At 58.1% G+C, this 25,175-nt stretch carries 12 protein-coding genes and 1 other RNA gene; 7 read left to right on the top strand and 6 right to left on the bottom strand.

Annotated features, from left to right (window positions below; translation table 11 throughout):
• Positions 1-3 precede the first annotated feature (3 nt).
• From nadK to GV764_RS15585, 4 genes are all read left to right on the top strand, one after another.
• Positions 4-882, top strand: a complete 879-nt coding sequence (gene nadK / locus GV764_RS15600; protein WP_161660926.1) for an NAD(+) kinase — start codon at positions 4-6, stop codon at positions 880-882.
• 85 nt (positions 883-967) lie between these two features.
• Complete coding sequence (gene recN / locus GV764_RS15595) at positions 968-2,629, top strand: DNA repair protein RecN (RefSeq protein WP_161660925.1); 1,662 nt, start codon at positions 968-970, stop codon at positions 2,627-2,629.
• 218 nt (positions 2,630-2,847) lie between these two features.
• Positions 2,848-3,186 (top strand): outer membrane protein assembly factor BamE, encoded by a 339-nt coding sequence (bamE, locus tag GV764_RS15590; RefSeq protein WP_125294915.1) that lies wholly within the window; start codon positions 2,848-2,850, stop codon positions 3,184-3,186.
• A 45-nt stretch (positions 3,187-3,231) separates the two neighbouring features.
• Positions 3,232-3,735, top strand: a complete 504-nt coding sequence (locus GV764_RS15585; RefSeq protein ID WP_161660924.1) for a ClbS/DfsB family four-helix bundle protein — start codon at positions 3,232-3,234, stop codon at positions 3,733-3,735.
• Positions 3,736-3,740: 5 nt separating this feature from the next.
• On the opposite strand, the gene GV764_RS15580 is transcribed toward GV764_RS15585, so the two are convergent.
• Both GV764_RS15580 and GV764_RS15575 read right to left on the bottom strand, forming a co-directional pair.
• Positions 3,741-4,031, bottom strand: coding sequence for an RnfH family protein (locus GV764_RS15580; protein ID WP_161660923.1), 291 nt, complete (start codon positions 4,029-4,031; stop codon positions 3,741-3,743).
• A complete protein-coding gene (locus GV764_RS15575) occupies positions 4,021-4,458 on the bottom strand; it encodes a type II toxin-antitoxin system RatA family toxin (RefSeq protein ID WP_201743223.1) in 438 nt (145 codons plus the stop codon). The genes GV764_RS15580 and GV764_RS15575 overlap by 11 nt, the downstream gene beginning before the upstream one ends.
• Before the next feature lie 151 nt (positions 4,459-4,609).
• On the opposite strand from GV764_RS15575, the gene smpB reads away from it, so the two are divergent.
• Positions 4,610-5,092, top strand: coding sequence for an SsrA-binding protein SmpB (gene smpB / locus GV764_RS15570; RefSeq protein ID WP_125294822.1), 483 nt, complete (start codon positions 4,610-4,612; stop codon positions 5,090-5,092).
• 36 nt (positions 5,093-5,128) lie between these two features.
• Here the strand turns inward: smpB and GV764_RS15565 are convergent, their stop codons facing one another.
• From GV764_RS15565 to GV764_RS15550, 4 genes are all read right to left on the bottom strand, one after another.
• Positions 5,129-6,298: a beta-barrel domain-containing protein gene (locus GV764_RS15565; RefSeq protein ID WP_161660921.1), complete on the bottom strand. Its 1,170-nt coding sequence runs from the start codon at positions 6,296-6,298 to the stop codon at positions 5,129-5,131.
• Positions 6,299-6,307: 9 nt separating this feature from the next.
• Positions 6,308-8,440: a type I secretion system permease/ATPase gene (locus tag GV764_RS15560; protein ID WP_161660920.1), complete on the bottom strand. Its 2,133-nt coding sequence runs from the start codon at positions 8,438-8,440 to the stop codon at positions 6,308-6,310.
• Positions 8,441-8,463: 23 nt separating this feature from the next.
• Positions 8,464-9,819: a TolC family outer membrane protein gene (locus tag GV764_RS15555; RefSeq protein ID WP_161660919.1), complete on the bottom strand. Its 1,356-nt coding sequence runs from the start codon at positions 9,817-9,819 to the stop codon at positions 8,464-8,466.
• Positions 9,820-9,918: 99 nt separating this feature from the next.
• Entirely contained in the window at positions 9,919-22,167 is a 12,249-nt protein-coding gene (locus GV764_RS15550; protein ID WP_161660918.1) for an Ig-like domain-containing protein, read from the bottom strand.
• A 620-nt stretch (positions 22,168-22,787) separates the two neighbouring features.
• Here GV764_RS15550 and ssrA point away from each other — a divergent pair.
• Positions 22,788-23,151: a transfer-messenger RNA gene (gene ssrA, locus GV764_RS15545) on the top strand.
• Between the two features lie 204 nt (positions 23,152-23,355).
• Positions 23,356-24,597 carry an integrase gene (locus GV764_RS15540; protein WP_161660917.1) on the top strand — a complete coding sequence of 414 codons (1,242 nt, stop codon included), beginning with the start codon at positions 23,356-23,358 and terminating at the stop codon, positions 24,595-24,597.
• The last annotated feature ends 578 nt before the right edge of the window (positions 24,598-25,175 follow it).

The raw sequence follows: 25,175 nt of genomic DNA, 5'->3' as shown, positions 1-25,175 counted from the left end.
AAAATGAATAAACATTTCAATTGCATTGGTATTGTTGGGCATCCCCGTCACCCAACCGCGCTCACCACGCATGAAATGCTCTGGCGATGGCTTAGTGAAAAAGGCTATGAAGTCATTATTGAGCAACAAATCGCGCATGAGCTCAAGCTTAAAGGCGTCAAAACCGGCACGCTGGCGGAAATAGGCCAGCAGGCGGATCTCGCCGTGGTGGTCGGCGGGGATGGCAATATGCTGGGCGCGGCGCGCGTGCTGGCGCGTTACGACATCAACGTCATCGGCATCAACCGCGGCAATCTCGGCTTCCTCACCGATCTGGACCCGGATAACGCCCAACAGCAGCTGGCAGACGTGCTCGAAGGGCATTACATCGCTGAAAAACGCTTTTTGCTGGAAACCCAGGTGTGCCAGCAGGATTGCCAGAAGCGCATCAGCACCGCCATTAACGAGGTGGTGCTGCATCCCGGCAAAGTGGCGCACATGATCGAGTTTGAAGTCTATATTGACGAGAAATTCGCGTTTTCTCAGCGCTCCGACGGATTAATTATTTCTACTCCGACCGGGTCAACCGCTTACTCGCTTTCCGCCGGCGGACCGATTCTGACCCCCTCGCTGGATGCCATCACTCTGGTGCCGATGTTCCCGCATACGCTCTCCGCGCGCCCGCTGGTGATTAACAGCAGCAGCACTATTCGGCTGCGCTTTTCTCATATCAGCAGCGATCTGGAGGTAAGCTGCGACAGCCAAATCGCCTTGCCGATTCAGGAAGGCGAGGACGTTTTAATCCGCCGCTGCGACTATCACCTTAATCTTATCCATCCCAAAGATTACAGCTATTTCAACACGCTAAGCTCCAAACTGGGGTGGTCAAAAAAATTATTCTGAAAGCGCACTCCCCTCTTTACTGTATAAGGAACCCGTATATACTGTATGCATAAACAGCAATGTTCTTTTATACAGGAAAGCGGTTATGCTGGCACAACTGACCATCAGCAATTTCGCTATTGTTCGTGAACTTGAAATCGACTTTCACAGCGGGATGACCGCCATTACGGGTGAAACCGGTGCGGGCAAATCCATCGCGATTGACGCGCTCGGCCTGTGCCTGGGCGGCCGCGCAGAAGCCGACATGGTGCGCGCGGGCGCATCCCGTGCCGATCTCTGCGCCCGTTTCTCGTTAAAAGACACTCCCGCCGCCCTGCGCTGGCTGGAAGAAAACCAGCTTGAAGATGGAAGTGAGTGCCTGCTTCGCCGCGTAATCAGCAGCGACGGGCGTTCGCGCGGCTTTATCAACGGCACAGCGGTCCCGCTGTCACAGCTACGCGAGCTCGGTCAACTGCTGATTCAAATTCACGGCCAGCACGCCCACCAGCTGCTGCTCAAACCTGAACATCAACGCACTTTGCTGGACGGCTACGCCGGTGAGCATGCGCTTACTCAGCAAATGGCCCGGCACTATCGCCAGTGGCATCAAAGCTGCCGCGATCTGGCGGCTCACCAGCAGCAGAGCCAGGATCGCGCCGCGCGCGCCGAACTGCTGCAATACCAGCTAAAAGAGCTTAACGAATTCTCCCCGCAGCCGGGCGAATACGAGCAGATCGATGCCGAATACAAACGCCTCTCAAATAGCGGCCAGTTGCTCTCTTCCGGGCAGCAGGCGCTACAGCTGATTGCCGATGGCGAAGACGCCAATATTCAGAGCCAGCTCTATTCGGCCCGCCAGTTGCTTACCGAGCTGGCCGGTATGGATGAAAAGCTGTCCGGCGTACTGGATATGCTGGAAGAAGCGGCCATTCAGCTAACCGAAGCCGGTGATGAATTGCGTCATTATTGCGATCGTCTGGATATGGACCCGAATCGCCTGTATGAACTGGAGCAACGCCTCTCCCGGCAAATCAATCTGGCGCGCAAGCACCGTATCGCGCCGGAAACGCTGCCTGCGTTTCATCAAAGCCTGCTGGATGAACAGGCGCAGCTTGATGGCCAGGCCGATTCGCTGGAAGCCTTAACGCAAGCGGTGGACGTGCATCATAAGCTGGCGCTGGACACCGCAAAAAAACTGCATGACAGCCGCCGCGTCTATGCCAACGAGCTGAGCCAGTTGATTACAGAAAGTATGCACTTACTTTCTATGCCGCATGGCCGTTTAAGCATTGAGGTGGTATTTGAAGAAAACCATCTGACCGCCGATGGCGCCGATCGCATCGATTTCCGCGTCACCACCAACCCGGGCCAGCCGTTGCAGCCGCTGGCGAAAGTAGCGTCCGGCGGCGAGCTTTCCCGTATCGCGCTGGCGATTCAGGTGATCACTGCCCGTAAGATGGAAACCCCGGCGCTGATTTTCGATGAAGTGGACGTGGGCATCAGCGGCCCGACGGCGGCGATTGTCGGCAAAATGCTGCGTCAGTTAGGTGAATCCACCCAGGTGATGTGCGTCACCCATCTGCCGCAGGTGGCAGGTTGTGGTCATCAACATTTCTTTGTCAGCAAAGAAACCGATGGCGCAATGACGGAAACCCACATGCAGCCGCTGGATAAGCGCGCGCGTCTGCAAGAGCTGGCCCGTTTACTGGGCGGTAGCGAAGTCACTCGTAATACGTTGGCCAATGCCCGCGAACTGTTAGCGGCCTGATGACGTCCACGGCGGTGCGCGAGGCAACGCGCACCGTTGATTAAATTACCACCAACTCTTGCGGTGAAAATCCGTTATAGCGACTTTTCCCCAACTTTTTTCCACTCTCGCGGTCATACTGAAGCGCCTAAGGTTTTAAACTGGCTGAAGGTTTATTATTATCGGCAAATTATCCATGAGCCACAGACTGCTCGGGCCCGAAAAGGAATCACATGACTATGCGCTGTAAAACGCTGACTGCTGCTGCGGCGGCCCTTCTGATGCTGACCGCTGGTTGTTCCACTCTGGAGCGAGTGGTGTACCGCCCGGACATCAACCAGGGCAACTACCTGACCACTAACGACGTATCGAAAATCCGCGTCGGGATGACACAACAGCAGGTTGCGTATGCACTGGGCACCCCAATGATGAGCGACCCGTTCGGCACCAATACCTGGTTCTACGTGTTCCGCCAGCAACCGGGCCATGAAAGCGTCACGCAGCAAACACTGACGCTGACCTTCAACAGCAGCGGTGTGCTGACCAACATTGATAACAAACCCGCGCTAACCAAATAACGCGTAAAAGGTGCCAGTTGGCACCTTTTTTTATGGGGTGAACTCGTGTCTGTACCGGAGAATAAACAGCAGTTGCTGGCCGCGATGAATAAAAACTGGGATGCGCTACAGAAAAAACTCAGCCGCATCCCCGCCGACCAGGCTTTTATCGCGCAACTTGACGGCCATGCCAGCGGCACGCAAATGAGCGTGGCAAATCTGGTGAGCTACTTAATCGGCTGGGGAGAACAGGTACTGTACTGGCATCAACAGGAACGCGCCGGGCAGCCAGTTGATTTCCCCGCCAGCGGTTATAAATGGAATGAACTCGGCAAACTGGCGCAAAAATACTATGCCGATTATGCCGCCATGACCTCATGGCCCGCGTTACTTGAAAAGCACGCACGAACACATCAAAAACTCATCAACCTGGTGGAAAGCTATAGTGATGAAGCGCTTTACGGCGTTCCCTGGTACAACACCTGGACGCGTGGACGCATGATCCAGTTCAATACGGCGTCGCCATATAAAAACGCCGCCACGCGATTAAACGCCCTGCTCAAAAAGTGAAGACACTACTTCTTCGCCGCTTTTTCCGCGCGCTGGCGGCGCAGCTCTTTCGGGTCGGCGATTAATGGCCGATAGATCTCCACCCGGTCGCCATCGGACAGCACGTCGGTGAGTTTTACCGGCCTGCTGTACACCCCCACCTTATTTTTTGCCAGATCGATATCAGTACGCAGCGCCAGCAGGCCCGAGGCATGGATCGCTTGCTCGACCGTTGCGCCCTCTTCCAGCGTCACGCGCCGCAGATACTGCTTTTCCGGCAGCGCGTAAGCCACTTCAACCGCGATCTTAGCTGGCACTGTAAACCTCTTTCGCCCGGGCCGAGAACGCCTGAACCATACTGCCTGCCAGCTCTTTAAATACCCGGCCAAACGCCAGTTCGATCAGCTTGCTGGTGAACTCAAAATCAAGCTGGAACTCAATGCGACATGCTTCAGGGCTGAGTGGGGTAAATTTCCAGCCGCCCATCAGGCGCTTAAACGGCCCATCCACCAGATGCATTAAAATGCTCTGGTTGCTGATCAGGGTGTTACGGGTGGTGAACGTTTTGCTGATCCCGGCTTTCGAGACTTCCACCGCCGCCGTCATTTGCGTCGCGGAGGATTCAAGCACCCGGCTGCCCACGCAGCCGGGTAAAAATTCCGGATAGGATTTCACATCATTCACTAATTGGTACATCTGCTCGGCGCTATAGGGTACCAGGGCAGTGCGGCTAATCTGAGGCATAGCGTTTCCTGTCGTTCTGCAACCTGCCAAGAATAGCATTTATCCTGGGTGAAACAAAAACTCTCCGGCCTAAGACGTGCTACTATAACGGCTTTCCGCCCCTGTGGATGGGGTGTTTTTTAAGGTTGGATTACGTATACTGAGTGCCATTATGACGAAGAAAAAAGCACACAAACCGGGTTCTGCCACTATCGCGCTCAACAAACGCGCCCGTCACGAATACTTTATCGAAGACGAATTTGAAGCAGGCCTTGCCCTTCAGGGCTGGGAAGTAAAATCCCTACGCGCCGGGAAAGCCAATATTGGCGACAGTTATGTCATCCTGAAAGACGGTGAAGCGTTCCTGTTCGGCGCCAACTTTACCCCACTTAACGTCGCCTCCACGCACGTGGTCTGCGACCCCACTCGTACCCGTAAGCTGCTGCTCAATCAGCGCGAACTCGACAATTTGTATGGCCGCATCAACCGCGAAGGTTATACCGTGGTTGCCCTGTCGCTGTACTGGAAGAACGCCTGGTGCAAAGTCAAAATCGGCGTAGCGAAAGGTAAGAAACAGCACGACAAGCGCTCGGATGTCAAAGAGCGCGAGTGGCAGGTGGATAAAGCCCGCATTATGAAAAACGCGGGCCGCTAATTTCCTCAAATCCCAACCGCGAGGTTGGGATTTTTATTACCGCTCTCTTAATGCCTCCTTCACCTTGTTCAGCGGCTTGATTAAGTAATCGAGCACCGTTTTCTGACCGGTCTTAATCTCCACGCTCGCCACCATTCCCGGCAAAATCGGGAAGCGTTTACCGCTGCGGTTTTCCAGCTCTGCATGGTCAGTGCGTACATAGACCCGGTAGTAAAACTGGTCGCGCTGCACCTCATCCTGAAGCGTATCCGGCGAAACGATTTCCACCTTGCCGTCGAGATTGCCGTAGATGGAAGAATCATAGGCCGTCACTTTGACCGTCGCGGGCAGGCCGGGGCGGATATAAGCGATATCGCGCGGATTGATGCGCGTTTCGATCAGCAGTTTGTCCTCCAGCGGCACAATCTCCATCAGCTTGCCGCCCGGCTGAAGCACGCCCCCCACGGTGGTCACCTGAATATCTTTTACTACGCCACGCACCGGCGAATAGAGCGTGGCGCGATCCAGCTGATCGGCTTTACCGGCCATCGCCTGGATTTGCGCATCCAGATCGGCATCGTTTTTCACCTGCTCCTCCCTGGCGCGCACCGCGTACTGATTACGCGCCTCGTCGATCTTGCCGCGCAGCTCCGCAACCTGACGTTGCAGGCGGATCACTTCCACCTGCCCCGCCGCCCCTTTCGCCACCAGCGGTTGGGTCATGCGGATTTCCGCGTTGATCAGCTCCAGCGTCTTTTGCAGGTTCGACACCGTTTCGTTGAGATTGCGCCGCCGCGATTCATACAGCTGGCGTTCGCGCGCCACCAGATTAGGCTCGCGCATCGACTCCGCGCTGAATTTCAGCGGTTCGCCGGTCAGCTCGGCGCGCAGCCGCTCACTGGAGGCCCGCAGCGCCCTGGCGCGCGCCGCCGCTTCGCCGTAGTTGGACTGAAAACGCGTCGGGTCCAGCCGCGCCAGCATCTGGCCCTGCTCAACAATATCCCCCTCCTGCACCATCAGCGCGTTGACGATCCCGCCGTCGAGGCTTTCAATCACCTGCGCATGGCTGGAAGGCGTGACTTTACCGGTTCCGACGGTTACCTCATCCAGCATGGCGAACCACGCCCAGGCAAAAAAAACCACCAGCCCGATCAGCGACAGCCAGATCACCGAGGAGTAAAAGCGCCCCTGACGCGCCAGATCGTCCTCAAGAGTAAGTTGACTCATCCTGTCTCCTTAAGCGATAGACGCCACGTTGCTGTTGCGCTGGGCGGTTTTGAGGATTTCATCACGCGGCCCGTCTGCCACCACCTGGCCGTTATCCATCACGATCACCCGGTCCACCAGCGCCAGCAGCGCCGGGCGATGGGTCACCAGTACCAGCGTGCGGCCCGTCAACCACTGGTGCAGCTGGCGAATAATCAGGTTTTCCAGCTGTTCATCCATGTTCGCCGTGGGCTCGTCCATCAGCACGATTTGCGGGTTCCGGACGATCAGCCTGCTCAGCAGTACCATCTGGCGCTGTCCGCCGGACAAGCCGCGCCCGCCTTCATTGATCAGCCGGTCGAGGCTGGCGGCGTCCTGCTGCACCATGCCCAGCGCCCCGCTGATACGCAGCGCCTGCAACAGCTCCGCCTCGGTGGCATGCGGGTGGCCGAGCATCAGGTTCTGGCGCAGGGTGCCGAAAAACAGCCGGGAATCCTGCGACAAATAGCCCACCTGGCGGCGCACATCGTTAGGATCGATATGCGCAAGGTCGACGCCATCGATAATCACTTTGCCTTTACCCGGCTGCGCCTGGCCGCTGAGCAACTTCAGCAGCGTCGATTTGCCCGCGCCCACTTTGCCGAGGATCGCCACCCGCTCGCCGGGCTTGATTTCCAGCTTGCCGATGGACAACGCGCGATCGCCCTTCTCTTCGTCGTAGCTGTATTGGGCATTCTGGAACTGGTAATGCCCCGCCAGCACCGGGCAGTGCGCCATCTTGCGCGAGGCTTCGCGATCCAGCGGTTTCTTCAGCAGTTCATTCAGCCCGTTCATGGCGGTTTTCGCGTGCTGCCAGCGGGAAAACACCATGGTTAACTGCATCAGCGGCGCGAGGGTGCGTGACGAGAGCAGACTGCACGCCACCAGCGTCCCGGTGGTGATTTGCCCGTCGAGCACCAGATAGCTGCCGAATACCAGCATCCCGGCGTAGGTGATTTGCTGCACGGTAGAGGCCCAGCCGCTCAGGCGCGCGCCCCAGATGCGCTGCTTCATGCCGATGCTGGCCCCCACGTGATGGGTGTGCTCCCACTGGCGCTGAAAATACGGTTCCGCCTGCAACGCCTTGATGTCTTCCACCCCTTCGATGGATTCCACCAGTACCGCGTTGCGGATCGCGCTTTCGCGCATCCCCTCTTTGGCGAGCTTCGCCATCGGCCACTGGATCAAAATCCCGGGGATGACAATCAGCGGGATCGCCAGTAACGGGATCGCCACCAGCGGCCCGCCCACCAGCGCCATAATGCCGAGGAACAGCAGCACAAACGGAATATCCATCGCCGCCCCGACGGTGGTGGAGGTCAGCAGCTCGCGCACCTGATCGATTTCCCGCAGCTGAGAGATAAACGATCCGGTGGATTTCGGACGGGCGTCGTTTTTGATCGCCATCGCCCTGGCGAAAAACAGCGACGAAACCTGAAGATCGATATGCTTGCCCATAATGTCCGACACGTGGGTGCGCGCCAGGCGGATAAAAAATTCCAGCAGCGCCGCCATCAGCACGCCGAAAAACAGCACCCACAGGGTTGGAAAAGATTGTGCCGGGATCACCCGATCATAAACCTGCATTGAAAACAGGATCCCCGCCAGCGCCAGCACGTTGCCCACCACCGACGCCAGCGAGATCTCTGCAAGTTTGCGGCCTGCGTGACGGAAATGCCGCCAGAACCAGTGCGGCTCCCAGGCCTGGGCGAACTCATCAATACGCGGATCGTGGCTGCGGGCGGCGATGCCGATCATCACCACCTGATCCTGTAACCGTTCCAGCAGCGTCTCCAGCGCCTCTTCGCGCACCAGATCGCCGCCGTCGCTCACCCAGTAACTGGCGAGGCCATCGCCGTCCAGCGCCTCGATCAGCACCAGGTTGCCCTCCTGGCCCGGCACAATCACCGGGAGATTTTGCGGGCTCCAGCGCATCCGGTCACGGGGCATCATCTGGATTTGTAATCCCATTAATCCCGCCATGCGGGAAAGGCGCTGGGAAAGCGGCAGGTTTTCAAACCAGCGCATCTGCTGGCGCACGGCGGGCGCATCGCTGGTCAGGCCAAAGCGGCCCGCAGCGCGGGTCATCGCGGCGACCCAGCTCGCGGTATCGGGCTGTTCCATACGGACTCCTTCACATGCGCTGCCTATAACGACGGCAGGCTGTCTCCTGTTAAACGAGTACGCTCGATGCCCAACATATCGAGCAAATTATCTACCGCCCCGGCGTAGCGCACGGCGGCGTCCCAGGCGTCGTAGCGGGCGACGATGGCGGCGCTTTCCGCCGAAAACACGTCTTGCTCCACGCTCAGCAAATCATTCAGGCTGCGCTTGCTTAACTGGTACTCGTCGCGATAAACCCCGCGCGCCTGGCCTGCGCTTAACCGTTGCAGTTCACCGGCCTGCTGGCGCTGCTGCGCGCCGGTTAAATCCGCCCAGGCGGTGGCGGCTTTTTGGTTCACCTCAAGCTTGCTGGCTTCCACCTGAGCGCGGGCGTTGGCCCGATCGCCTTCGGCGGCATCCACCCTGGCGCTCACCGCACCGCCCTGATACAACGGCGCGTCCACCACCAGCTGCACTTCATCGTCCCAGTAGTCGCCGTTGTCGTTCTGATAGCGGGTGCGGCCCGCCTGCACGGAAATGGTCGGGTAGTGCTGCGCCCTGGCCTGGCGGATGCGTTCCTCCGAGGCCAGCTGCTTCGCCTGGGCGCTGCGCACCGCGTTGTTCTGGTCGTAAGGCAGGGATTTAAGCGAGATTTTTTGCTTCATTAAATCGTCAGGCAGGTCCGGTAGATTGTCGGAGACCACCCCGGTCAGCACGCTGAGCGACGCCTGCGCCGAGCGCATCTGCGCCTGATATTGCTCATACGTTGCGTTCATGGCGGCGATGCGCGTGCTGGCCTGCAATACGTCGGACTGGGAGCTCAGCCCCGCCCCGGCGCGCAGTTTCGCCATTTCGCGTACCGACTCCAGCGAACTGCGGTTGCGTTCCGCCGCCTTCGCCAGCGCCTGGTAACGCTTGACCTGCAAATAGGATTGCAGGGTTTCCATGCCGACCTGATTCAGGGTGGTATACAGATCGTACTGATAAGAAGTCGACAGGTTTTCCTGCTCATCAATGCTGCCGCCGGTTTTGCCGAAGTCCCACAGCAGCTGTTTCAGGTTGATGCCCGCCGCCGCGTTGCTGTTCAGCGAACCCGCTGAGTCGGTGCGGTGAGTGCGCCCGGCGTTGCCGGTGAGCGCGATTTGCGGAAACCACGCGCTTTCCGCTTCGGAGAGATTGGCCTTCCCGACCTGGATTTGCGCCGAGGCCTGAGCGATTTTTGGATTACGGGCAAAGGCGCGCAGAATCGCTTCTTTAATGGTCAACTGCGCCTGAAAGGCTTCGGTCGGCGCGGTTTGCCAGCGAAAGTCCTCTTGCGCCGCCGCATTTCCGATACTGCACAACGCCACGGCGATCAGCAGCGCCGTCACCGTGCGTCGATACACAGGTTTTATCGTCATAGGGTTCCACCTTGTAAAGCCGCCCGCAGGCGGCTGGTGATATTGTTAGAAGTCATTGCCTCATCCCTGAGCTCCCTGCGTCCCTGCCTGTGTCGCCCGTTAAACCACGTTGACGTGTAACCCGTGTTGCACCAGCACATCCCCCAGGGTGTTGGTCTGGGAACTGTTGTGGTAAACGTCAAAATGCACGCCGTCCACTTCACGCTGCCCGCTGACCTGCCAGATATCGCCCTGCCCTTTCACCAGATTCACCTGGTCGCCGTTGCTGCCTTTGATCAGCAGATCGTCTTCCGGTTTATCGGTGATGGTCAGCGCCTCGTTGAGGTCAAGGGTAATGGCGTTAGTGCCGGACTGGCCCAAATCGAAAATTTCGATATTGTGCAATTTGCCGGTGAGCGCAGTGAGGTCGAGGCTCATATTGATGCCGTCGAGCACCAGGGTATCGGTGCCCGCCCCGGCGTCGATGGAGGTAAAGCCCAGCGTCGACAGGTGAATAGTATCGTTGCCCTCGCTACCCTGAAGCGTCTCCCCGCTCTGATACGTGCCGTCGGCCAGGTCGATACTCACGCCGCCAATAGTGAAGCTGCTGAGCTCGCTTTCGGTGGGGGTTTGTGGTTCAGCAAATCCTGCCGCATCGTCCCTTGCCGGCGTGGTGGTTTGCTGTTCCTGAGTCGCCGCCGGTTCCTGCTGCACATCGACGGTTGCCGCCAGCAGCGAGAAGGTTTCCGCATCGGCCTGGGCGACGGTGAAGCCCGCTGGCGGTTGGGTGGAGATAATATTGCCGCCCAGCCCCACGTTCAGATAGCCGGTGTTACCCGCCGCATCGGTGGAATAGATCGTCAACACGCTGGACAGCGACAGCAGTTGCAGAATATTCAGCCCCAGACCAAGGTTCGCCGACCAGTTGCCGTTAGCATCGGTGATCGCCGTGGTGGTCACAGTGTTATTCAGCAGCGACAGATGCACCACCGCGCCAGGCCCCAGGTTGCGCGAGCCGCCGTTCAGGGTCAGCCCTTTCGACAGCAGCGTCAGCAGGTTAAGCGACTGCAGGGCATTGAAGGTCAATTCCGGCGTAGTCTGTTTCACCGTCACGTCAGTGCTGGTGCGGGTGACGTTGCCGACGCTGTCGGTGACCGCCACGCCCACTTTCAACGCCCCGTTAGCCAGGCCGCTCAGCACATTGCTGCTCAACGCCAGCGACCAGGTGCCGTCCGGGTTTACCGTGGCGTTGTATGGCGTGTTGCCGAGGGTCACCACCACGCTTGCGCCCCCGCCTGCGCCGGTGATCCGTCCGCTGAGGATCTGCCCGGCGCTGGCTTCGCTCACGTTCAGATAGTTGTCGTTGCCAAACAGCGAGGTCAGCGAGAGGGTCGGCAACAGATGGGTGACCACGTTCAGCAGCCCGCTGGTATTGGCGCTGTTGCCTGCGGCGTTGGTTAACGAAGCGTTGACCGTCAGCGTGCCGTCCAGCAGTTGACCGAGATCGGTTTGCGAAACCGGAATCGACCATTTGCCGTCCGCGCCCACCGTAGTCTGGTAGGTTTTACCGCCCAGCAGCAGATTAACCTGCGCGCCGACGGCGTTGGTGCTGCTACCGGTGATGACTTTCGCGCTCAGGATATCGGAGGCGTTCAGGCCGCCGTCGCCGAACAGCGGGTCGAGGATAATCGACGGCAGCGCGGCGATGGACACCAGCAGATTTTGCGTGCCCTGGGCCACGTTGCCCACTGCATCCTGGGCAATGACCGAGACCGCCTGGGGACCGTCCTGCAATCCCTGCAATAGCGTACCCGGCAGCGACAGCTGCCAGCTGCCGTCCGCCGCAATGGTGGTACGCAGCGCCAGCGGGCCGACATTCACGGTAACCTGCGTCCCTGCCGCCAGATTGGTGGAGCTGCCGCTCAGGATCTGGTTGGTCAGCAGATCGGTCAGGCTCAGGCTGCCGTCGCCAAACGGCGTATTGACGGTGAGCGTCGGCACCGCGTTGATAATACTGTTCAACACGTTGTTGCCGGTCGCCACGTTACCTGCGGCATCCTGTACCGTCGCGGTGACGTTGAGCGCGCCATCCGGCAGCAGGCGCAGCACATCGGGCTGGACCTGAACCGACCAGACGCCGTTATTGATGGTGGCCTCCAGCGGCGCGGCGTTGCCGATCCGCACCAGCACCGTGCCGCTGGCGAGATTGCCCACCGTCCCGCTGATCGTCTGGGCGACGCCGGTTTCCAGCGCATTGAGGAAACCGTCGCCAAACACGGTATCCACCACGACCGTCGGCAGATTGGTCAAGCCAATGGTGATCGGTGAGGTTCCCGGCACCTGGCTGGTGTTGCCGTTCGGCGTGGTGATGGTCACCGTCGGGGTAAACACCCCGTCGGACAGCAGCGCCAGCTGAGCCGGGCCGACATTAATCGTGAACGCCCCGTTGCTGGCGACCACGCCGGCGAACGTTCTGCCGCCGATATCCACCGACACGCTGGAGCCCGCGGGCGCATTGCCGACTACGCCGGTAATGGTCTGGGTTGCCAGCGCGTCAACCGCGTTTAACAGGCCGTCGCCAAATGTCGTCAGGGTGTTCAGCACCGGTTGCAGCAGGTCGAGACGCAGCGTGTTTACTGCTTCAGCGACGTTGCCGTTCTGGTCGGCGGCCGTAATGCTGACCGGAACCGTTCCGCTACCCACGGTTTGCAGAATATCGCGAACCTCCGGGGTTAACGCCACCGACCAGCGGCCATCCACGCCGACCGTGGTGGTTAACAGCGGCGCATCGCCGATGCTGATATTCAGCGTCTGGCCCGCCAGCCCGGTCGCCGTCCCGCTCACCAGCCCGGACAGCAAATCAGGGATGCTGAGGGTGCCGTCGCCAAACAACGGATCGAGCGCCAGGGTCGGCAGATTACGCAGCGCCACCGTCAGGCCGATGGTGTCCGACACCACGTTGCCGAAGGTATCGGTGACCGCCACCTGGAGCGCCGCCGTACCATCCGGCAGCGCGGCCAGCACCGCCTGCGGCAGCGTCACGGCCCACTGGGTGCCATTCAGTACCGCCTGATAGGTGTTGCCCGCCAGGGTGACCGCTACGCCTGCCACGTTTTCCACCGTGGAGAGCGTCCCGGTCACCAGCTGATCGGTGGTGCTGTCCAGCACGTTGATAATATTGTCGCCAGCCGCAATCACATCGCCAATCACCGGCAGATCGCTGAGCGCCAGACGCACGTCAATGATTTCGTTGGTGGTATTGCCGTTTGCGTCCGTGACGTTCAGTTGCAGAGAAACCGTATCGGTAAGGATCTGCGACCACAGCTCCGGCGGGAAATCAATGGCGAAGCGGCCATCCGGCCCAACGGCCACGACCGGTAGCGTAATATCGGTGCCGATCAGCGTCGCTTCCACCGTTGCGCCGCGATAATCCCCGGTAATGGTGCCGGTCAGGGTCTGGGTGAGCAGCGATTCGGCCACGTTCAGAATGCCGTCCCCGCCGATCAGATCCTCCACCAGTACGCCCAACCCGCGGTTAAGCGCGACGTTAAGCGCCACGTTATTGGTGGAGGTGTTGCCCGCCGCGTCGGTAGAGGTGATCGAAATCACCTGCGCGCCGTCGAACAGCGTGGTGAGATCCAGGTCCGTGGCGTTAATTATCCAGCGTCCGTCCGGCCCGACCAGCGCTTCGGCGATCAGCGGCCCCACGCGTACTGTTACCGTTTCGCCTGGATCACCCTGTCCGCCCAGCAACACGGCAGGTATCGCCGTCGCCGTAGTCAGCAGCGCAGGCACGCCCAGGGTATCCACCACCAGCAGCGGCGCGTCTTTGTCGACGGTAATCGGGCGCACGTCCGAATCCGGATTGCCTGCCGCATCGGTCATCGACGCGGTGACATCCAGCGTGCCGTTCGGCAGCGCCGCGACCTGTGCGGGCGTCAGCGTGACGCTCCAGTTGCCTCCGCTGTCGACGGTGCTGTACAACGTTTGTCCGTTCAGGGTGACCGTCACGGTACGGCCCTGTTCGCCTGGCGCTGTACCGGTAATGATCAGCGGCTGATTGCTTTCGCTGGCGCTGATCACGTCATCGCCAGAGATCGCATTGATAGTCACGGTCGGCGGCGTGGTATCGACTATCACGCTGGTGTTGCCGGTCGTCACCGGTTCGGCGACGGTGGTGCCAATGACGGTGTAATCGGTCTGCGCCGCAAATACCGCCGACGGCACGTCGAGCGTCCAGTCTCCGTTGGCGTCAATCACCGCATTGCCCACCTCGACGCCGTTAACAGTGATCGTCACTTCCTGCCCTGCCGCAAAGCCGGTGGTGCGCCCGGAGATGGCTACCGTCTCGCCGCTCAGCTCGCTGGCGTTCAGATAGCCATCGGTGCCAGGCGGGTTGATGGTGACGCTGTATTCCGGCGGCTGGGTGTTGATAGCAACGTCGACGGGCTCAGATGTCGCCGGGTTCTGCGCCCGGTCGCTGACGGCCGCCGTAATGGTGGTATCGCCCGGTGTAAGCAGCGCCATTTGCTGCGGGGTGAGTTGCAGTGACCAGCCGCCGCCAGGCTGCACGGTCGTGGTGTACTGCTGATTGCCCAGCGTCACCGTCACGGTCTGCCCCGCTTCCACATTGGTGGTGGTGCCGCTAAGGGTCTGGAGCTGCTGGCTTTCCGCAAAGCTCAGCGCACCGTCTTCAAACGGAAGCGCTACGGTGATGGTGGGCGGGACGATTGCAATGTTTACCGGTACGGTGGTGCTGCCGGTGTTGTCCGCCCCATCGGTAATGGTCACCACCACGCTCTGCGGGCCGTTCGGCACGCCATCCAGGCTATCCGGCCCCAAATTGAGGGTCCAGGTATTGCCAGACACGTCTGCCGTGAACGGCACGCCGCCAATGGTGACGATGACCGTGGTGTCTTCCGGCACGCCGGTAGTCAGCGCGCCGCTCAGTTGGGTCGTGCCATCCGATTCCGCCACGTTCACATAGCCATCGGTAAAGATCGGGGTGTTAATGGTGACGGTGGGCGGCGTCAGCGCGGCGGTAAACGGCACGTCCAGCGGCGCCTGGTTGCCGTACTGATCTTCGGCAATCACGGTGATGGAGTGTGGGCCGTTTTCCAGCGACTGTAGCGCGCCCGCAGGCAGCGGCACGCTCCATGCGCCTTCCGGCGTCACGGTTGCCACATAGCGAGTACCGTCCACGTCGATGGTAACGGTGACGTACTGATTCGGCCCGGTAACGCCGGTCGTACCGCTCAGCGTCAGTGGACCGGCAGCTTCCGCAGCATTCAGGTAGCCATCATCGCCGAACAGGCTGGTGATCTGCGGCGTCGGCAGCGTGGTCTGCACCTGATACGTTAAGTCAGCGGTATCGGTATTGAGCGCGGCATCGGTCACCTGCACGGTCATGGTCGGGCTGGTGCCCGTCGCCAGACCGGCAAAGGCGGTGGTGGGCAGCGTCACGCTCCATTCGCCCCGAGCATTCACCGTGCCGACATAGTTTTCGCCGTTAAAGGTGAGTGTGACGGTTTGGCCTGCGCCAGTGACGCCCGTAGAGCCACGGATCACCTGCGGCGTCTGGGTTTCAGCATAGTTAAGCACACCGTCGCCAAACGGGGTGGTAAAGGTCGCATCCGGCAGGGTGTTGATCACCACATTAAACGTGCTGTTGCCGGGAGAGGTATTACCCGCCACATCGGTCACCACCACCGTTACCGGTAGCGTGCCGTCCGGCAGCGCGTTCAGCTGTTCCGGCGTCAGCGGTAGCGTCCAACTGCCGTCCGGATTCACCGTGGCGATCTGCGCCGGGCCGTTGTTAATGCTCACGGTCACCTGAGCGATATCTTCCGCTGCCAGGCCCGTAGTGCCGCCCAGCGCGCCACCCGCGTCCGCTTCATCACCGTTCAGGGTGCCGTCGGTAAACGGCGGGGTCAGGGTCGGCAAAGGCAGCGCATCGGTGCGTACCTCGAAGGTTTCCGTCGGGCTGGTGTTGGTGTTACCCGCTTTGTCGGTTACGGTCACGGTGACATCGTAATCGCCATCCGCCAGGTTTTGCAGCAGATCGGCTGGAAGCTGTACCGTCCAGTTGCCCTGCGCGTCTACGGCGCCGGCAATCGGCGCCAGCCCTTCAATATTCACCACCACTGTCTGGCCGCTGCCGGTAATACCGGTATTGCCGGTCAGGGTCTGGCCAACGCTGGCTTCCGCCTGGTTCAGATAGCCGTCGGTAAACAGCGCATCCGGCAGCGTCGCCTGCGGTTCGGTCAGCAACAGTTCGATATCCGCGCTGGTGCTGGCCGGGTTGCCGTAAGCATCGGTGGCGGTGACGTTCAGCACGTACTGCCCGCTGGCAAAGTTAGTAAACTCGCCGATGTCGATCGCCACGGTCCATACGCCATTGGTGACGCTCCCGGCGCCCAGCAGGGTATCGCCAAGATAAATTTGCACCGCCGTGCCGTCGGCCAGGCCGGTGGCGGTCCCGGTGATTTCTCCGCCAGCAGCGGCCTCGTCAATGCTCACCAGGTTATCGCCAAACACCGCGTCCAGCGTCAGGGTCGGCAGTACCGTGCCCACATCGAGCGGCAGCGGTTCGCGCGTTTCGTTGCCCTGTGGATCGGTCACCACCACTTCCAGTGCGTTCGGGCCCTGATCGAGCGCTTTCAGATCCTGAGACGGCAGCGTCAGTTGCCAGCTTCCGTCGATCCCCGCCTGAGTCGTGATCGTGTTGCCGTTGAGCGTCAGCGACACTGTCGATCCCGCGGTGGTGGTGCCGGTGAGTAACTGATCGGCACCCGCTTCGGCCAGGTTCAGACGGCCATCGGCGTAGAATCCTGTTACATCGATGATGACGTCAGGGCCGATGGTATCCACGGTAATCGGATAACGGATTACCGCTTCATTCAGCGCCGGATCGAGGGCCGTGACCACCAGTTCATAGCTTTGATCGGCGAGCGCCTGAAGATCGGCTGGCTGAATAGTGACCTGCCATTTGCCGTCCGGGCCAACCGTTGCGGTGTAATTGCCGGCGCCAAGCGTGATGTTCACCAGCGTGCCCTGCGGCAGATTGCGCGATCCGCCGGTCACGATCAGCGGCTGATCCTGTTCCTGAGCGTTAATCACATCGTCTCCGGCCACCACGTCCACCGTCAGGCTCGGCTGGTTTTCCGGGCTGGCAATGACATTCACGGTACGGGTGGTGCTGGCCGGGTTGCCCGCGGCATCGGTCACCGTGGCGGTGATCACCTGTGGACCATCGACAACCCGCGCCAGATCCGTGGCGGGCACATCCACCGTCCAGCTGCCGTCAGCCAGCACGGCGGCGCGATACTCTGTGCCATTCAGGGTCAGCACCACTTCGCGACCCGTCTCGACAAAGGTGGTGGTGCCGGAAAGCGTAACCTGATCCTGCGCCTCGGTAACATTGATGTAGTCATCGCCGGACACCGGATCCAGCGTCAGGGTCGGTGCGCTCAGCGGATCGGTGTTCAGCGTCAGGGTGGCGGTTTCAGTCGTGCTGTTACCCACCGCATCGCTCGCCGTGACGGTCACCGTGACCGGTCCGTCCGGCAGATTACTCAGCGCGTTGGCCGGAATGGTCGCGCTCCAGATATTCCCTTCCTGGATCAGCGCGCTGTATTTCTGGCCGTTGAGATCGACGATCACATACTGCGCCCGCGCAGGATCGAACGGCCCTGCGGTCCCGCTAATGACGATCTCCTGTTTCGCCTCGGCGATGTTGACGATGTTATCGCCCGCGATGGGTGCAATGGTCAGGGTCGGCGGCGTGGTATCAACTTGCAGGCTGCTTTCCAGGGTATTGCTGTTGCCTGCGGCATCGGTGGCCGTGACCACCAGCGCATTCGGGCCTTCAGCCAGATCCGCCAGCGCAGTACCGGGAACAGCCACGCTCCAGTTGCCGTTAGCGTCTACGGTGGCGGTCAGGGTCGCGGTGCCCAGCGTGACGGTGACGGTCTGCCCTGCGCCGCTCACGCCGGTAGTGCCGCTCAGCGATCCGCCGCTCAGTTCGCTGCCGCTGACGATACCGTCGGTAAACGGCGTATTGAGCGTCGGCTCCGGGGTCTGATGGGTGAGCACGCTGAAGCTGTGGGAGGTGGAAATCGGGTTGCCATCGGCATCAATGCCCGACACGGTGAGCGTCGCGGTGCCGTCGGCCAGCGCGGCGGCATCCGCCTGCGGAACCAGTGCACTCCATGCGCCGCCTGCCGTCACGGTCGCCGGATACTGTTTGCCGTTCAGGGTCACGGTCAGCACCGTGCCTTCAGCAAGATTGGCGCTGTTGCCGGTAATGGTGAATCCATCGGCCAGATCGGCGACGCCAAGGATATTATCGCCGGTGATCGGATTGAGGGTCAGCGAACTGGTGTCGAGGTTAATAGTGAAAGTACGATCCGCGCTGGCCGCGTTGCCCGACGCATCAGTGACCGTCACGGTTAAGGTTTGTTCGCCGTCGGCCAACGCGCCGATTGCCGCCTGCGGCACCGCCACGCTCCAGCGCCCGGCGGCATCCACCAAACCGGTCCAGCTATCGCCGTTAATCGACACGGTCACTTCGCGCCCGGCTTCCACGTTCAGGGTATAGCCGGTGATAGTCACGTCTGCGAGCACTTCGCCCGCATCAAGAATATTGTTGTTGGTTACCGGATCGATCACCACGCGCGGCTGCTGCTGGGGATCGGTATCCACGGTAATCAGATGAGTAATGGTCGTGGCGTTGCCCGCACTGTCGGTGGCGGTAACGGTCATCGCGATCGGGCCGTTCGGCAGCGCCTGAAGATCCTCCGCAGGGATCGGCAGTTCCCACCCGCCCAGCGAGCCGGTAACGGTCTGATAGGTGACGCCGTTGATCACAACAGTCACCCGTTGACCGCCTTCCGCTCCAGGCGCAGACCCGCTCAGCGTTTGCGGTACGCCCGCTTCCGCCACGTTGAGGATATCATCACCGGTAAACGGCAATACCGTTACCGTTGGCGGGGTGACATCTACCGTAAAGCTTTCGTTGATCGGCACCACGTTACCCGCCACATCGGTGACGGTGACCACCAGCGCTACCGGGGAATCCGCCTCGCTCAGACCGGTCAACGCCCCCGCAGGCAGACTCACGCTCCAGGTTCCGTCGGTGGCCACCTGGCCGCGATAGGTATTGCCATTCAGGGTGATTTCTACCTGCTGCCCGCCGCCTGTAACCCCGGTACTACCGGTGATTTCATGGGATTGCCCGCGCTCAGCCAGATTAAGTACGCCATCACCAAACGGAGCGTTCAGGGTGGGAAGCGGTAAGTTTTCAATGACCACATTGAGTTGATGGGTATCGCTGACCGGGATGTTATCCGGAGAAGTCGCCGTCGCGGTAATGGTCAGCTCACCATCCGACAGATCGGCTAACACGCCAGTGCCGACGGTAATACTCCAGCTGCCATCCGGCCCGATAAAAGTATTAAACAGCATACCACCGAAATTCACCTCTATCGGCGTGCCTGCCGGCAGCCCGGCGCTGGTGCCGCGCACCACCAGATCTTCGGTGCTTTCCGCCTGATTGAGATAATCGTCATCGGCAATGATGCTGATCGCCACTGCGCTCAGGCTCTTATCCACCACGAAACTGTGCTGCTGGCTGGCGGACTGCCCGAAGGCATCCGTCACCGACACCTGCAACGTGTTAGTGCCGTCAGCCAGTTTTTGCAGATCGGCAGCGGTCATCTGGATGCGCCAGTTGCCCTCGGCATCCACCTGGGTCGTGAATTCCTGATTGCCCAGCACCACCACGATTTTGCTGCCCGCCTCGACGTTATCCGTCGAGCCCGTGAGCCACTGGTCGGTTTTCACTTCGGCGGCGCTGAGGGCGTTATTGGCGGTGAAGGGATCAACGGTGAGCAGTGGCTGCGCCGTTTTCACTGACACGGTGCCGACGGCTTGTTGGCTGTTGCCTGCGCTGTCGGTGAGCGTCACGGTGTAGTTGGTATCACCTGCCAGCAGCGAGCTCAGGCTACCGGCAGGCAGCGTAACGCGCCATGTTCCGTCGCTATTGACCGTAGTGGTGAAACGCTGGTTATTGATGTCAATCACCACTTCGCGGCCATTTTGCTCCGGCGTGGTAACGCCTGACACCGTTTGCGCGGCGCTGAGTTCAACGGCGCTCAGTTTGCCGTCGCCTGAGAACGGCAACAGGCTGAGAATGGGTGGGGTGACATCAACAATGGCATTCCCTGCCAGCGTAGCGCGATTGCCTGCGGCATCGATAGCGTTGACGTTCAGCGACACGGTGCCTTCGCGCAGGCTCTGGAGATCCGCTGCCGGGACCGCAAGCGACCAGCGGCCGTCCACGTCCACAATTGCGTTATAACTCTTATCGCCAAGCTGGACCGTCACCTGCTGCCCCGTGCCGGTGATACCGGTACTGCCGCTGAGGGTTTGGTTAGTGGTCATCTCCTGCGCGTTGAGAAAGCCGTCGCCAAACGGCACATCGAGCGTGGGTTTCGGTAAATAATTCACCGCCACATTCAGATCGCGGGTATCGCTGGCGCTTTCAATACCATAGGTCACCGTGGCGGTAACCGGCGTCACGCCATCCGGTAGCGACGCCAGATCTTCTGGCGGGATGACGGCGCTCCAGTTGCCCGCGCTATCCACCAGCGCAGCATAATCTTTACCGTTGAAATTCACCGTCACGGCGACACCCGGCCCGGTCACGGTCGTGACGCCGCGCACTTCCAGCGGCTGAGTCGACTCCGCCGCGTTCAGATAATCATCGGTGGAAAGAATGGCGATGGCGATGGCATCCTGAGAAAGATCAATCACCAACGTTTCCGTGGTTTGTGCCAGCAGCGTGCCGTCATTGTTCTGGCACTGCACGACAATGGTTTCTACAGGCGGTGCCAGCGCCTGTAAATCCCCTGCGGGCACCGTAACCTGAAAACTGCCGTCACCGGCAACCCGGCTGTAATACGTGTTCGCGGCAAGCGTCACCATCACCATCTGGCCGGGCTCGATATTTGCCGTCCAGCCGGTCAGTACCTGATTAAGCGCGATTTCAGCCCCGTTAATCTGGTTGTCGCCCGTAAACGGCTCCAGTTGAATAATCGGATCGGTGGTATTCACGATAAAGCTTTGTTCGGCAGTGGCGGTATTACCCGCCAGATCCGTGACGCTGATTTCCAGGGTATAGACCTGGTCTTCCTGTAGCGTTTGTAAGATCTCTGAGGGGATTAACGCGCTCCAGCTGCCGTCTTCAGCAATAATCGCTTCAAACTGATTTTCGCCAAGCGTGATAGTGACCGTTTGCCCGGCGTCCTCCGGCGAGCTGAACCCGGAGATAAGTTTTCCACTGTCGATTTGCGCCTGGTCGAGCACATTGCCGGGAGAGAATTCCGCTAAATCGAGCTCTGGCGGGATAGTGTCGACTGTCAGGGTAATATCCTCGGTGACGGCATTACCGTTGCTGTCGACAAAGGAGACGTTCAGGTTTATCTCGCCCTGAGGCAGGGCCTGCAATACTTCACCCGGGATGATCACCGTCCAGCTTCCGTCTGCTGCGACAACGGCGTTCCAGCTGTTAAGGCCCAGAGTAACAGTAATGGTGCGCCCTGCGTTGCTGGCATCGGTACTACCGCTAAGTGTCTGATCGGTAGTGCTTTCAATAAGATTAATGACGTTATCTTCCGCAAAAGGCGCAACAATCAGCGTGGATGGCGTGGGCGTTTCACCGCCAGGATTCGTGCCACCATCACCGCCGCCGTTATCGCCGCCAGTTCCACCGTCTCCACCGCCGTTATCGCCGCCGGTTCCGCCGTCTCCATCGCCGTTGCCGTTATCGCCGCCGGTGCCGCCGTCTCCATCGCCGTTGCCGTTATCGCCGCCGTTTCCGTTACCGCCACCGCCGCCGCTGCCGCTTGCAGCAATGGCCACGCCAGCGATACCGCCTACTGCGGCCAGCCCCCCAAGGATGGCCGCTGTTGAAAGGCCTTCACCGCCAATCAGCGTGCCCAACGACGTATCGGCCATTACCGGAACAATGGCTTCTGCCGCTGCAGGTCCGGCTTCGGTCGCAAAGGGAAAAACCGCATGGTGGGTGCCATACTGATCTTCAAAAATCAGTTCGCTGTGCAAGCCCTCGGCATCCAGGTGGAAGAAGTTTTGATAGCGGACTGTTGAACCGTCACGCATATGGACGATCAGGTCATCGCCCTGACGCTCATAATAATTTACGGATTCCGGTGAGGCGTTAATTCTTACTACGCTTGACTGGGTAATATTCACCACACGATCGCCGGGTCCGGAATATTGCGTAACCAGATCGCCAGTTTTGCGATTAAGAATATCAACGGATTCTGAACGGTTATTTTCTAAAGCCATGGCGGCTATCTCCCGAATAAAGACAACAGTCAACCCGGCGGAGTGAATGCATCACACCCGCTAAAGATTGATACTGCTGCATTTAAAGCAGTATCAAAGATTCGCCTGGTATAAGTGTTTAAATGAAAGATAACTTAATGATTTGTGGTGTTTTTTATTGATTATGGCGTTTGCCGTTATACAGCAACCGCAATTAAACATATAAACAACCTTTCTGAATATGGCAAAAAAAAATGCAACAATTGTTGAGTGGAAAAAATAAAAGCCTGTGCTAGCACACATTAACTTATTGTTATGAAAGAGAGAGGACGAGAATTACTTAAAAAGTCGCCCACCTATTATCATTTCGATATGTAATTATTTAAAAATAGATACATAAAAAATATATCATGCATAATGGATAATAAGAACAATCTTGGACATTAATACACAGTATTTATTGCTAATTATTTCAAATATAGACTAGCAACGACTATTGCTAATTATCTGTATGATTAATAATCTAAAAAGGTCTGAGATGGGTCGCGTGTCTCGCTACGCTACAGACCCCATACGAAAGTCGTAGCGATATGGACTGGCATGGCAAAGCCTAAATCTGTTATACTTATTTCAACACTTTTGGGGCTGATTCTGGATTCGACGGGATTCGCGAAACCCAAGGTGCATGCCGAGGGGCGGTTGGCCTCGTAAAAAGCCGCAAAAAAATAGTCGCAAACGACGAAAACTACGCTTTAGCAGCTTAATAACCTGCTCTGAGCCCTCTCTCCCTAGCTTCCGCTCTTAAGACGGGGATCAAAGAGAGGTCAAACCCAAAAGAGATCGCGTGGATGCCCTGCCTGGGGTTGAAGCGTTAAAACTAATCAGGCTAGTCTGGTAGTGGCGTGTCGGTCCGCAGGTGCCAGGCGAATGTAAAGACTGACTAAGCATGTAGTACCGAGGATGTAGGAATTTCGGACGCGGGTTCAACTCCCGCCAGCTCCACCAAAATTCTCCATCGGTGATTACCAGAGTCATCCGATGAAGTCCTAAGAGCCCGCACGGCGCAAGCCCTGCGGGCTTTTTTGTGCCCTTAATTTGTCCCGCGAAGTCTGATGCCAACTAATTAAATCCGAACCTTTTAGGCACCTTGTTAGGCACCTCATAAAGCTTTATTGTTTTTGAGGTGCCTAAAAATATGGAAACCCGGCAATGGCAAGACAAACCAAACCTCTATCCTTTAAAGAAATCGAATCAGCCAAACCCAAAGAAGCGGACTACGTTCTCTATGATGGTGATGGCCTTGAGCTACTCATCAAATCCAGTGGAAGTAAAATCTGGCAATTTCGCTACATTCGCCCTGTTACCAAGAAACGAGCGAAGAAGAGCATCGGCCCCTACCCGTCAGTTACCCTTGCCGATGCCAGAAACTACCGGGCAGAGTCTCGCTCTCTCTTGGTAAAACAAATCGATCCACAGGAACATCAGCAAGAGCAGCTTCGCAGTTCACTTGAAGCTAAAACCAATACTTTCCAGCTCGTAGCTGAACGATGGTGGAATGTGAAGAAAGCCAGCGTGACAGAGGACTATGCCGACGATATCTGGCGCTCTCTTGAAAGAGATGTCTTTCCTGCGATTGGCGAGGTTAGCGTTACAGATATTAAAGCTCACACACTGGTTCAGGCCGTCCAACCGGTTCAGGCCAGAGGAGCACTGGAAACCGTTCGTCGCCTGTGTCAGCGCATTAATGAGGTCATGATCTATGCCCAGAACACAGGGCTGATTGATGCTGTTCCCAGCGTTAATATCGGTAAAGCCTTTGAGAAGCCGCAGAAGAAGAACATGCCAAGCATTCGACCGGATCAGCTACCTCAATTGATGCAGACGATGCGTACGGCCAGCATTAGCCTTTCAACACGATGCCTGTTCATGTGGCAACTTCTTACTATCACCCGCCCTGCCGAAGCGGCTGAAGCTCGTTGGGAAGAAGTAGACATGGAAGCGCGAGAGTGGAAGATTCCTGCAGCACGCATGAAAATGAACCGCGACCATACTGTCCCATTGTCAGATGAGGCAATAGCAGTGCTGGAGATGATGAAGCCGTTAAGTGGAAATCGAGAGTTTATATTTCCCAGCCGTATCAAGCCAAATCAGTCAATGAATAGCCAAACCGTGAACGCCTCGCTAAAACGCGCAGGTTTTGGTGGAGTGCTCGTTTCACACGGTCTGCGATCTATTGCCAGTACAGCCCTAAATGAGCAAGGCTTTCCGCCAGATGTTATTGAAGCCGCACTTGCCCATGTGGACAAAAATGAAGTACGTCGCGCTTACAACCGCAGCGACTATCTCGAACAACGTCGCCCGATGATGCAGTGGTGGGCAGACTTCGTTATGGCTGCTGATCGCGGAAGTATCATTGATGATGGGACAAAAGGAATGCGGCTCGTTGGGTAGAAAACATAAGCAGTATTGATGCAACTTGAGCTCTTACTATGCAGCTCGGCATATGTTGTTAATTAAATTGGTCGCTGCAACGCTATCTACGAGCAATGATAGCATTGCTTCAACATTGAGGAGAGTCTCCTAAGAGATTGAGCTGTTGCTCTCCTCTATACATAAGCAAACCTTTATTATCGAGATTATTCCCCCTATCCTTATGATCAGTCACAGCTTACCCTAATTCATTATGATATTAGCCGTTCTTCTGGTAGATACAAAGACGGCCCCCCTTGCTAGCAATAAACCTATCCTTTTGATTTAGATTAATATTTTAGCCTTTTATATTTCATTGTTTTAGACTATCATTTATGTTAAAAAGCAATCATAGCCTTATTATTTTTAGCGTTTTTTAGGATAAAACAATGACAATGCTAAAATGGATTCGACAGGAAAAAGCCTCTAATTTAGTACTCTTTATTCATGGACTAAATGGAGGTGGTGATACTTGGAATTACAGCGATGAAGTTTCCTTTCCAAAGTTATTAAAATCGGATGAAGATTTAGCAAGTTTTGACATTTCATATTTTGAATAC

This window comes from Atlantibacter hermannii, assembly GCF_009907385.1.
Taxonomy (GTDB): Bacteria; Pseudomonadota; Gammaproteobacteria; order Enterobacterales; family Enterobacteriaceae; genus Atlantibacter; species Atlantibacter hermannii_A.
Note: the sequence above shows the minus strand (reverse complement) of the source record. Positions and strands in the feature narration are given on the sequence as shown.